We start from the raw sequence: 11,172 nt of genomic DNA, 5'->3' as shown, positions 1-11,172 counted from the left end.
GGGCAGGCGTTCAACGAGATGGTCAAGAACGGCGAGCTCAAGGCGCCGGTGGTGATCGGCCGCGACCACCTGGATTCCGGCTCGGTGGCCAGCCCCAACCGCGAAACCGAGGGCATGATGGATGGCAGCGACGCCGTCTCCGACTGGCCGCTGCTCAATGCCCTGCTCAACACCGCCGGCGGGGCCACCTGGGTCTCGCTGCATCATGGCGGCGGCGTGGGCATGGGCTATTCCCAGCACGCCGGCGTGGTGATCGTCGCCGACGGCACCGATGACGCTCACGCCCGCCTCGGCCGGGTGCTGCGCAACGACCCGGGCACCGGGGTGATGCGCCACGCCGATGCCGGCTACGCTATCGCCAAACGCTGTGCGGAAGAGAGCGGACTAGACCTGCCGATGCTGAAGAAGGAAGACAAGTGATGGAACCGCTGAAGATCGATCCCGGCAAGATGACCCTGGCGCAGGCACGCCGGGTCTTCGAGACCCCCGCGCAGGTGAGCCTGCCTGACAGCGCCAACGAGGCCATCGAGCAGGCCGTGGATTGCGTCAACCGGGTGGTGGCGGAAAACCGCACCGTCTATGGCATCAATACCGGCTTCGGCCTGCTGGCCCAGACCCGCATCGCCCACGATCGGCTCGAGGACCTGCAGCGTTCGCTGGTGCTGTCGCACGCCACCGGCGTCGGCGAGGCCATGGATGACGCCCTGGTGCGATTGATCATGGTGCTCAAGGTCAACAGCCTGGCCCGGGGGTTCTCGGGCATTCGCCGCGAAGTCCTCGATGCGCTGATCGCGCTGATCAATGCCGAGGTCTATCCGCGCATCCCGCTCAAGGGCTCGGTGGGCGCCTCCGGCGACCTGGCGCCGCTGGCGCACATGAGCGTGGTGCTGATCGGCGAGGGCCAGGCGCGCCACAAGGGCGAGTGGCTGCCGGCCCGTGAAGCGCTGGCCATTGCCGGCCTTGAACCGCTGTCGTTGGCCCCCAAGGAGGGCCTGGCGCTGCTCAACGGCACCCAGGTCTCCGCCGCCTACGCCCTCAAGGGGCTATTCGAGGCCGAGGACCTGTACGCCGCCGCCACCGTTTGCGGCGCACTGACCGTGGAAGCCACGCTCAGCTCGCGTGCGCCATTCGATGCGCGCATCCATGCCATACGTGGTCAGCAAGGCCAAATCGACGCCGCCGCGGCCTATCGCCACCTATTGGGAGAGCGCAGCGAGATCAGCGACTCCCATGCCGACTGCGGCAAGGTCCAGGACCCCTACTCGCTGCGCTGCCAGCCACAGGTAATGGGCGCCTGCCTGACCCAGCTCCGCCAGGCCGCCGAGGTGCTGGCGGTAGAGGTCAATGCGGTCTCCGATAACCCGCTGGTATTCGCGACGGAAGGCGACATCATCTCCGGCGGCAACTTCCACGCCGAGCCGGTGGCCATGGCCGCCGACAACCTGGCGCTGGCCATCGCCGAGATCGGTTCGCTCACCGAGCGGCGCATCTCGCTGATGATGGACAAGAACATGTCGCGGCTACCGCCTTTCCTGGTGGAGCACGGCGGCGTCAATTCCGGCTTCATGATCGCCCAGGTCACCGCGGCGGCGCTGGCCAGCGAGAACAAGGCCCTGTCCCACCCGCACAGTGTCGACAGCCTGCCGACCTCGGCCAACCAGGAAGATCACGTCTCCATGGCCCCTGCCGCCGGCAAGCGCCTGTGGGAGATGGCCGCCAACGTACGCGGGATACTGGCCATCGAATGGCTGGCCGCCTGTCAGGGGCTCGACTTCCGCGATGGTCTCAGGACCACCGAGTCGCTGGAACGGGCTCGCCACACCCTGCGCGAAAGCGTGCCTTACTACGACAAGGATCGCTTCTTCGCGCCGGACATCGAGGCCGCCACCGCGCTGTTGCTCGATCGCACCCTCAGTGACCTGGTGCCCGACACCCTGCTGCCGAGCCACTGAACCGGCCCCGCACCATTCCGGTGCGGGTGACGTCCCCTTATCTCGACCGCGCCGTCATGCGGCGGCGCATCGTCGCTCACATTCGCCCCCTCAATATAAGATCAAGGACAATCATGAATGCTGTCGTGCTGGCCATCCTGGTGATGGTCACCCTGAGTCTCGCTCGCGTTTCCGTGGTCTTCGCCCTGATCGTCGCCAGCCTGGTCGGCGGTCTCTATGCGGGCATGCCACTCAACGCGATTCTCGACGCCTTCAATGACGGCCTGGGTAACGGCGCCACCGTGGCGCTGTCCTACGCGGTACTCGGCGCCTTTGCCGTCGCCCTTTCCCGCTCCGGCATCACCGAGCTGATGGCCAACCGGGCGATCCGTCGCTTCCATCTGGACGAATCGGGCGGGAGCCGCCGCATGGTCACCTATACCCTGCTGGCGGCCCTGCTCGCCGCCGCGGTGAGCTCGCAGAACCTGATTCCGGTGCATATCGCCTTCATCCCGGTGTTGGTGCCGCCACTGCTGAAGCTGATGAACCACCTAGAGCTCGACCGCCGTGCTGTGGCCTGTGTCATCACCTTCGGTATCACCGCCCCCTACATGCTGCTGCCGGTGGGCTTCGGCTCGATCTTCCTTCACGACATCCTGCTCGCCAACCTCAATGAAGCAGGTACCTCGCTGGGGCTCGACGTCACCCCCGAAATGGTCCCCATGGCCATGATCGTACCGATTGGCGGCATGGCACTCGGCCTACTGATCGCGGTGCTGTTCAGTTATCGCCGCCGGCGCAACTACCAGGACCTCGACCTGGCGCATGGCGACGAGAGCCAGGCCCAAGCGGCCCGCCATCTCAAACCCTGGCAGCTTGGCGTGCTAGCGGTGGCCCTGGGCGGCACCGTGGCCACCCAGCTCGTCAGCGGCTCCATGATACTCGGCGGCATCTTCGGCTTCGCCCTACTGTCGGTGAGCGGTGTGTTCCGCTGGCACGAGCAGGACGGCATCTTCACCGAAGGTATGCGCATGATGGCCCTGGTCGGCTTCATCATGATCTCGGCGGCGGGCTTCGCCAGCGTGATGCAGGCCAGCGGGGAGGTGGAAACGCTGGTGGAGAGCTCTACCGCCCTGATCGGTGACAACAAGGGGCTGGCCGCCCTGATTATGCTGCTGGTGGGCCTGTTCATCACCATGGGCATCGGCTCGTCGTTCTCGACCATTCCGATCATCGCTTCCCTCTATGTGCCGCTGGCGCTGAACTTCGGCTTCTCGCCGATGGCCACCGTCGCCCTGGTCGGCACCGCCGCGGCCCTGGGCGATGCCGGCTCGCCGGCATCGGATTCGACACTCGGCCCCACCGCCGGGCTCAATGCCGACGGCCAGCACGATCATATCTGGGACAGCGTGGTGCCCACCTTCCTGCACTACAACATCCCGCTGATCGTCTTCGGCTGGCTCGCTGTCATGATGCTTTGATTGCCGCTGGCGGTTAACAGGATCTAGACCTCGCCGCAGCGGGGTCTTTTCATCATGGCCAAGCGACCTACATGTTGGGATAGTTGGGCCCGTCGCCGCCCTCCGGCGCCACCCAGGTGATGTTCTGGGCCGGGTCCTTGATGTCGCAGGTCTTGCAGTGCACGCAGTTCTGGAAGTTGATCTGGAACCTGTGCTTGCCGTCGTCCCCCTCGACCACCTCGTAGACCCCCGCCGGGCAGTAGCGGCTTGCCGGTTCGGCGTAGGTCGGCAGGTTGTCGCGGATCGGCAGTTCCGGATCCTCGAGCTTCAGGTGGCAGGGCTGGTCCTCCTCGTGGTTGGTGTTCGACAGGAACACCGAGGAGAGCTTGTCGAAGGAGAGCTTGCCGTCAGGCCTGGGGTAGTCGATCTTCTCGAACTCGCTGGTCGGCTTGAGAGCGGCGTGGTCCGGGGTGGTGTCGTGGACGTTGGGCAGCCTGCCGCCGAGCAGTTGGTCGAGGAAGTTGTAGGCGCCACCGCCCACGGTGCCGTACTTGTGGACCGCCGGGCCGAAGCTGGCGCTCTCCTTGAGCTCGGCATAGGCCCAGCTCGACTCCCACTTCTCGGTGAAGGCGGTCAGCTCGTGGCCGCCTTCATCGCCCTGGGCGATCGCCTCGAACACCGCCTCGGCGGCCACCAGGCCCGACTTCATGGCGGTGTGCAGGCCCTTGACCTTGGCGAAGTTCAGCGTGCCGGCGTCGCAACCGATCAGCAGGCCGCCGGGGAAGGTCATCTTCGGCAGGCAGTTGAGCCCGCCCTTGGTGATGGCCCGGGCGCCGTAGGCCACCCGCTTGCCGCCCTCCAGGTACTGCTCGAGCACCGGATGGTGCTTCATGCGCTGGAACTCGTCGAACGGCGACAGCCAGGGGTTCTGGTAGGAGAGGTCCATGATCAGGCCGACGACGACCTGCTGGTTCTCGGCATGGTAGAGGAACCAGCCGCCGTGGGTGTGCTTATCCAGCGGCCAGCCGGAGCCGTGCAGCACCAGCCCCGGCTCGTGCCTGTCGGCGGGCACGTCCCACAGCTCCTTGAGGCCAATGCCATAGTGCTGCGGGTCCTTGCCCGCGTCGAGCTGGAAGCGACTGATCAGCCGCTTGCCCAAGTGCCCGCGGCAGCCCTCGGCGAACAGGGTGTACTTGGCACGCAGCTCCATGCCCGGCATATGGCCATCCTTGAGCTGACCATCGGCACCGACGCCCATGTCGCCGATAATGATGCCCCTGACGGTGCCGTCCTTGTCATGGATCACCTCCTGGGCGGCGAAGCCGGGGAAGATCTCCACGCCGAGGCCTTCGGCCTCTTCGGCCAGCCAGCGGCACAGGTTGCCGGCGCTGATCACGTAGCGCGTGAGGTCGCCGCCGGTGTTGTGCATGCTCTTTGGCACAAGCGTGTTGGGCAGCTTCCGGGCCTTTGCGCCGTCCTTGAGCAGGTAGAGCTCGTCGCGAATCGCCGGGGTGGTCAGGGGCGCGTCGCGTTCCTCCCAGTCGGGGAACAGCTCCTGCAGGGCGCGGGGCTCGAAGACCGCCCCGGAGAGGATATGGGCGCCGACCTCGGAGCCTTTCTCAACCACGCAGACGGTCAACTCAAGGCCGGCCTCATTGGCCTGCTGCATGAGGCGGCAGGCCGCCGAGAGCCCCGCGGGTCCGGCGCCGACGATGACCACATCGAAGTCCATGGCGTCATGCTCCATGGCTCATCTCCTTCGTTCGTCTCTGGGGAAATGAATCGGCAAGGAGGGGCAGTTCCCCCCTCCCCCCTTCCCTTCCCGGTGGATGGATAACGCGTTCCAGGTCAGAAGATCAGGTGCGTCGCCAGGGCCACCAGGGGGATGGCCAGCAGGGTGCGGATCAGGAAGATCGCCACCAGATCCATAACCGACAGTGGGATACTGGACTCCAGCATGGCGTTGGCGCTCTCGGTAAAGAAGATGATCTGAACCGTCGAGAGAGTGCAGACGAAAAAGATCGCCATGGGACTAACCTCGGCCCCCGAGATGATGATGACCGGCAGTGCGATCTCGGCGATGGACACCAGCACAGTAGGAGCAATCGCCTCGGCATCCGGCAGCTGCATCAGGTGAATCAGCGGCTCGACCACGACGCCGAGGTAATCGAACACCGGCGTGTAAGTGGCGAGCAGCAGTGCCAGGGTAGCGATGGACAGGATGAAGGCAACGATTTTCTGGGCGAAGGTGATGGCCTCCCAGAATCCATGATACAGGGCTTCGGGGCGTGTCTGGGCAGCACGGGCAGCCGCGGCCGAGCAGGCGCGGGCCAGGATATGACGTTCATCGTCGCAACGAAGATCATCGGCGGTCTGCTTACGGCCCTCGTAGTAGACATCCTGCTTGCGGGACAGCGGCGGAATCCGCACCACGATGGCAGCCAGCGTGAAGTTGATCAGAAAGGACGCGACGATCATGTGCGGCAGATACTCCATTATCCCGCCGATGGAGGCCAACAGGGCGAAGAAGCCCAGGCTGCAGATGCTGAAGTTGGTCGCAATGCTGGCCGACTCCCGCTGGGTGTAGTAACCACCGGTATACAGCTTGTTGGTGATGAAGATGCCCACGGCGGGTGCCGCCACGAAGGAGGCGACCGCATCCACCGCGGAACGGCCGGGTAAGCGATACAGCGGACGCATCAGCGGCTCCATCAGGGTGCCAATGAATTCCAGGAAGCCGAACTCGGTGAGGAAGAGAACGAAGAAACCGGCAATGGTCACGGTGAGGAAAACGCTGCCGCCCAGATAGAGGGCCAATCCGCCCACGTCATCGTGCAGCAGCCAGTCGGGGCCGATGTTGAACACCAGCAGTACTGCGAAGAAGGCGGCTAGGAAGAAAGTCAGGCCACTTATCACGCCATCCCTGCGATGATATTCGCGGATACCTTCATGGCTGGAGACACGAGATATCAGCCAGGTCAGGCACAGCAAGCCGATGATGCCAAGCGTGAGATAATTGATGGAGCCGCCAATCGACGCCTTCACATAGTCGATGATCATGACCAGCGGGATCTTGCTCTCCCCTTCTTTCACCGGGAGGGGAACGAAGAAGATGCCGAGTCCGATCAGGCTGCCAACCAGTGCCTTCATGGCACCAGCAGTGCCGGGTTGAGCCACATCGAGTTTGTTCATTGTGTATCTCCATGGGGTGGTAGGGTCGAGCTGATAGACACCTCGGCGCGACCGGGTCGTGAATGAGAGTTAAGGGAAAGGCGTCACCGTTTCGATCTAGGCCTGGCAACGGTGACGCCGCTTACTGGTTCGCCGGGACAAAGGCATCACCTAGAGCTTTTCATCTAGCTCCGGCAATACCTCGAACAGATCACCCACGAGGCCATAGTCCGCCACCTGGAAGATCGGCGCCTCCTCGTCCTTGTTGATCGCCACGATCACCTTGGAATCCTTCATGCCGGCCAGGTGCTGGATCGCTCCCGAGATGCCCACCGCAATGTAGAGCTCCGGGGCGACGATCTTGCCGGTCTGGCCGACCTGTATATCGTTGGGCACGAAGCCGGCATCGACCGCCGCGCGCGAGGCGCCGATCGCCGCGCCCAGCTTGTCGGCGATGCCCTCGAGCAGCTTGAAGTTCTCGCCGCTGCCCATGCCGCGCCCACCGGAGATCACCACCTTGGCCTCAGCCAGCTCGGGACGGTCGCTCTCGGCCAGCTCCTGCTTGATGAAGGTCGACTGGCTGTTTTCCACCACGGTATCGACGCTCTCGATGGCGGCGGTGCCACCTTCCGGCCCTCTATCAAGGCAAGCATCGAAGCCGGTGCTGCGCACGGTGATGACCTTGAGGCTGTCGGCGCTCTTGACCGTGGCGATGGCGTTGCCGGCGTAGATCGGGCGCTTGAAGGTGTCGGCAGACTCCACGGCGACGATCTCGGAGAGCTGGCTGACGTCCTTCAGCGCGGCGACCCGCGGCAGCACGTTCTTGCCGGTGGTGGAGGCCACCGCCAGCACATGGCTGTAGTCGTCGGCCAGCTCCGCGATCAGCGCGCTCAGCGGCTCGGCGAGCTGATGGGCGTAGACGGCGTTGTCGGCTACGCGGACCTTGCTCACGCCGTCGAGCTTGGCCGCGGCATCGGCCACGGCGCCGATGTTCTCGCCCGCGACCAGCACGTCGATGTCGCCGACGATGGCTTGTGCAGCGGCAACCACGTGGGCGGTAGCGCCGGCCAGCACGCCATCATGATGTTCGGCTAAAACCAGGATGCTCATGAAATCGGCTCCCTTCAAAGCACTTTGGCTTCGTTCTTGAGTTTGGCCACGAGCTCGTCGACGGAGCCCACCTTGATACCGCCCTTGCGCTCGGCCGGCGATTCGACCTTGAGCAGGGTGAGCCGGCTGGCCACCTCGACGCCGAGGTCGGCCGGCGATTTGACGTCGAGCGGCTTCTTCTTGGCCTTCATGATGTCGGGCAGCTTGGCGTAGCGCGGCTCGTTGAGGCGCAGGTCGGTGGTGACGATGGCCGGCAGCGACAGCGCGACGGTCTGCAGGCCGCCGTCGATCTCGCGGGTGATCTGGACCTTGTCATTCTCCACCACGACTTCCGAGGCGAAGGTGCCCTGGGGCAGGCCGGCGAGCGCGGCGAGCATCTGGCCGGTCTGGTTGTTGTCGGTGTCGATGGCCTGCTTGCCGAGAATCGTCAGGCCCGGTTGCTCGTCCGCGACCACCTTGGCCAGCAGCTTGGCCACGGCCAGCGACTCGACCTTGGCATCGGTCTCGACGTGCACGGCACGATCGGCACCCAGCGCCAGCGCGGTGCGCAGCTGCTCCTGGGCGGCCTTGGGGCCGATAGTGACCGCCACCACCTCGCTCGCCACGCCCTTCTCCTTGAGCCGCACGGCCTCTTCCACGGCAATCTCGCAGAAGGGGTTCATGGCCATCTTGACGTTGGTGAGGTCGACGTCGGAGTGATCCGCCTTGACGCGGATCTTGACGTTGTAGTCGATGACGCGTTTGACCGCGACGAGGATTTTCATCTCGACAACTCCTTGAGCTCTATCGTCACGCCGTGATGGCGCGACCGATAATGATCTTCTGAATCTCCGACGTACCCTCGAAGATGCGAGTGATCCGGGCATCTCGGTAGTAACGCTCGATGGGCAGGTCACTGATGTAGCCGTAGCCACCATGGATCTGCACCGCCTGGTCGGTGATCTTGGCCGCAGCCTCGGAGGCGAATAGCTTGGCCACCGCCGACTCGAGGCTGAAGCGGTAGCCGGAATCTCTGGCGTAGGCCGCCTTGTAGGTCACCAACTTCGCGGCCTCGAGCTGCGTGTGCATCTCGGCCAGCATCCACTGGATTCCCTGATGCCTGCACAGCGGCTTTCCGCTTACCAGGCGGTCATGGGACCAGGCCAGGGTGTTGTCATAGGCTGCTCGCGAAATACCCACGCTCATGGCCGCGACCTCCACGCGTCCACGGTCGAGGACCTCCATGGCAGTGGCGAATCCAGCCCCCTCTTCGCCGAGCAGCGCACTCTCGGGCACGAAGCAGTCAAAGCCGATTTCGTAGATATGGCTGCCGCGCAGTCCCAGCGTCTTCTCGGGATGGGAGAACGCGAGACCCGCGGTGTCTCGGTCAAGCAGAAAGGCCGAGATGCCCCGGTGACCAAGCGCCTCATCGGTCTTGGCATAGACGACCAGAAAGTCGGCGAAGGCGCCGTTGGTGATGTAGTGCTTGGTACCGGTGAGGTGCCACCCCTGCTCGCATCGCACTGCCTTGGTCCGCATCTCGGCAGGATTCGAGCCGGCCCCGGGCTCGGTGAGGGCGAAAGCGCCGAGCTTCTCACCGGCAGCGCACAGCGGCAGTAACGCCTGCTTCTGCGCCTCGGTGCCTCCTACCAGCACAGAATCGGTGGCCAGAAAATGTGCCGTCAGCGAAGAACAGGTGGCGGCACAGTGATAGGCGACTTCTTCCACCGCCAGTGACATGCCGATACTGCTGATGTCGACACCGCCGAACTCGGAGGGCAGGTTCATCCCCCAGAAGCCCAGTTCCCCCAGGGCGTGCAGACTCTCGCTGCAGAAGTCCCGGGTGTCGTCGTAGCGAGCAGCGTTGGCCTTGAGCACATCGGCGGACACGCGCCGGGCGGCATCCTGGAACGCAAGTTCGTCTTCGGTGAAGTCAAAATGCACGGGAGCTCTCCTTATCGAGCAATGCGTTGTGGGCGCCCAACGCAGGTGCCGGTTGGTTGGTCGCCACCTTGCGGCCGTTGAAGAAGACGGGCTGGGACGGCGACTGCCAGGTTGCGGTGGGCGTCAGCAGGCTCCGCTCCCGGGCATGGTCCGATTCGGCGACCTGCTTGATGTCCAAGATCGGCGACGCCGGCACCCCTGCCTCATCGAGACGGGCACAGACCTCGGCGACCTCCAGATCGGCGGTCCAGGCCTCGATCAGATCCTTCAGCTCGGCCTGGTGGGCGCAGCGCCATTCATCGGTGCTGAAGCGTTCGTCATCGACCAGTTCCGGTGTCCCCATGCATTCGGCGAGGCGAGCGAACAGGCTGTTGTTGGCTACGGCGATAACCACTTGGCCATCGGCGGCCATGAAGCTGTCGAAGGGAGCGGACAAGGGGTGCCGGTTGCCCACTGGTTGAGGTGCCTCGCCATTGGCCATCAACTGGGACAGGTTGGTCACCTGCATGGCGAACAGGCAGTCCAGCATGGACACATCCAGGTAGCAGCCGGCCTGGTGTGGATCTCGCTCGCGCTGAAACAGGGCGGCACAGATCGACCAGCTAGCGAACATGCCGGCAGCCACGTCCCCCAGCGACTCGCCGACCCGGGTCGGCGGCCCGCCGTCGGGGCCGGTGGCGGCCATGATCCCGGACATTGCCTGGGCGATGATGTCGTAGGCCGGCTTGCTGGTCATGGTGCCGGTCTGGCCGAAGCCGGAAATAGAGCAATAGACCAGCCCGGGATGGCGCTCGCGGAGGGTGGCTTCATCGATACCCAAGCGCCGGGTCACGCCGGGACGGAAGTTCTCGACCAGGACATCGGCATCCGCGCAGAGCGCATGGAAGCGAGCCAGATCGTCGGCGTCCTTGAGATTCAGACAGACACTGCGCTTGCCCCGGTTGAGCATCGAGAAATAGATGCTTTCCCCCTTGATGAAAGGGCCTACATGGCGGCTGTCATCTCCTTGGAGCGATTCGACCTTGATCACCTCGGCGCCGAGATCGGCAAGCATGGCCGTGCAATAAGGGCCGGCCAGAAAACGCGACAGGTCGAGGACGGTAACACCCTGCAAAGGCTTCATAGGGTTCTCCTGTGGCGGGCGGAGCGATGCCCCGCCCGGAGTTTCATGACGTGACCATCGGCAGGTCGAGAGCGTTCTCTCGGGCACAGGTCTTGGCGAGCTCGTACCCGACGTCGGCGTGGCGCATCACCCCGGTGCCCGGGTCGTTGCGCAGCACCCGGCCGAGGCGGGCGTGAGCGTCATCGGTGCCGTCGGCGACGATCACCACCCCGGCGTGCTGGGAGTAACCCATGCCCACGCCGCCGCCATGATGCAGCGAGACCCAGGTGGCCCCGCCGGCGGTGTTGAGCAGGGCATTGAGCAGCGGCCAGTCGGAGACGGCGTCGGAGCCATCCATCATGCCCTCGGTCTCGCGGTTGGGGCTGGCCACCGAGCCGGAATCCAGGTGGTCGCGGCCGATCACCACCGGCGCCTTGAGCTCGCCGTTCTTGACCATCTCGTTGAACGCCTGCCC

8 protein-coding genes and 2 pseudogenes are annotated in these 11,172 nt (G+C 64.7%); 3 read left to right on the top strand and 7 right to left on the bottom strand.

The window, feature by feature from the left end:
- The 3 genes and pseudogenes from ACFOEV_RS04785 to ACFOEV_RS04775 all read left to right on the top strand — a co-directional run.
- Positions 1-420, top strand: a pseudogene (locus ACFOEV_RS04785) (urocanate hydratase); the annotation flags it as partial.
- Positions 420-1,952: a histidine ammonia-lyase gene (gene hutH, locus ACFOEV_RS04780; protein ID WP_386771999.1), complete on the top strand. Its 1,533-nt coding sequence runs from the start codon at positions 420-422 to the stop codon at positions 1,950-1,952. The pseudogene ACFOEV_RS04785 and the gene hutH, both read left to right, overlap by 1 nt.
- 113 nt (positions 1,953-2,065) lie before the next feature.
- Positions 2,066-3,412: a Na+/H+ antiporter family protein gene (locus ACFOEV_RS04775; protein ID WP_386771998.1), complete on the top strand. Its 1,347-nt coding sequence runs from the start codon at positions 2,066-2,068 to the stop codon at positions 3,410-3,412.
- A gap of 67 nt (positions 3,413-3,479) precedes the next feature.
- On the opposite strand, the gene ACFOEV_RS04770 is transcribed toward ACFOEV_RS04775, so the two are convergent.
- From ACFOEV_RS04770 to ACFOEV_RS04740, 7 genes and pseudogenes are all read right to left on the bottom strand, one after another.
- Positions 3,480-5,138 carry an electron transfer flavoprotein-ubiquinone oxidoreductase gene (locus ACFOEV_RS04770; RefSeq protein WP_386771997.1) on the bottom strand — a complete coding sequence of 553 codons (1,659 nt, stop codon included), beginning with the start codon at positions 5,136-5,138 and terminating at the stop codon, positions 3,480-3,482.
- 101 nt (positions 5,139-5,239) lie between these two features.
- Complete coding sequence (locus ACFOEV_RS04765; RefSeq protein WP_386771996.1) at positions 5,240-6,583, bottom strand: YjiH family protein; 1,344 nt, start codon at positions 6,581-6,583, stop codon at positions 5,240-5,242.
- 150 nt (positions 6,584-6,733) lie between these two features.
- Entirely contained in the window at positions 6,734-7,672 is a 939-nt protein-coding gene (locus ACFOEV_RS04760) for an electron transfer flavoprotein subunit alpha/FixB family protein (RefSeq protein WP_386771995.1), read from the bottom strand.
- Positions 7,673-7,686: 14 nt separating this feature from the next.
- Positions 7,687-8,436, bottom strand: coding sequence for an electron transfer flavoprotein subunit beta/FixA family protein (locus tag ACFOEV_RS04755; RefSeq protein ID WP_386771994.1), 750 nt, complete (start codon positions 8,434-8,436; stop codon positions 7,687-7,689).
- Between the two features lie 25 nt (positions 8,437-8,461).
- Entirely contained in the window at positions 8,462-9,595 is a 1,134-nt protein-coding gene (locus ACFOEV_RS04750) for an acyl-CoA dehydrogenase family protein (protein ID WP_386771993.1), read from the bottom strand.
- A complete protein-coding gene (locus ACFOEV_RS04745; RefSeq protein WP_386771992.1) occupies positions 9,585-10,718 on the bottom strand; it encodes a CaiB/BaiF CoA transferase family protein in 1,134 nt (377 codons plus the stop codon). The genes ACFOEV_RS04750 and ACFOEV_RS04745 overlap by 11 nt, the downstream gene beginning before the upstream one ends.
- A 43-nt stretch (positions 10,719-10,761) precedes the next feature.
- A pseudogene (locus ACFOEV_RS04740) lies at positions 10,762-11,172 on the bottom strand (urocanate hydratase); the annotation flags it as partial.

Origin of the sequence: Litchfieldella rifensis (genome assembly GCF_042646605.1) — a bacterium.
GTDB lineage: Bacteria > Pseudomonadota > Gammaproteobacteria > Pseudomonadales > Halomonadaceae > Litchfieldella > Litchfieldella rifensis.
Note: the sequence above shows the minus strand (reverse complement) of the source record. Positions and strands in the feature narration are given on the sequence as shown.

What these genes read in the sequence shown, in the direction of transcription:
- hutH (WP_386771999.1), top strand. Translation starts at nt 420, where the DNA reads ATGGAACCGCTGAAGATCGATCCCGGCAAGATGACCCTGGCGCAGGCA.
- ACFOEV_RS04775 (WP_386771998.1), top strand. Translation starts at nt 2,066, where the DNA reads ATGAATGCTGTCGTGCTGGCCATCCTGGTGATGGTCACCCTGAGTCTC.
- ACFOEV_RS04770 (WP_386771997.1), bottom strand. Translation starts at nt 5,138, where the DNA reads ATGGAGCATGACGCCATGGACTTCGATGTGGTCATCGTCGGCGCCGGA.
- ACFOEV_RS04765 (WP_386771996.1), bottom strand. Translation starts at nt 6,583, where the DNA reads ATGAACAAACTCGATGTGGCTCAACCCGGCACTGCTGGTGCCATGAAG.
- ACFOEV_RS04760 (WP_386771995.1), bottom strand. Translation starts at nt 7,672, where the DNA reads ATGAGCATCCTGGTTTTAGCCGAACATCATGATGGCGTGCTGGCCGGC.
- ACFOEV_RS04755 (WP_386771994.1), bottom strand. Translation starts at nt 8,436, where the DNA reads ATGAAAATCCTCGTCGCGGTCAAACGCGTCATCGACTACAACGTCAAG.
- ACFOEV_RS04745 (WP_386771992.1), bottom strand. Translation starts at nt 10,718, where the DNA reads ATGAAGCCTTTGCAGGGTGTTACCGTCCTCGACCTGTCGCGTTTTCTG.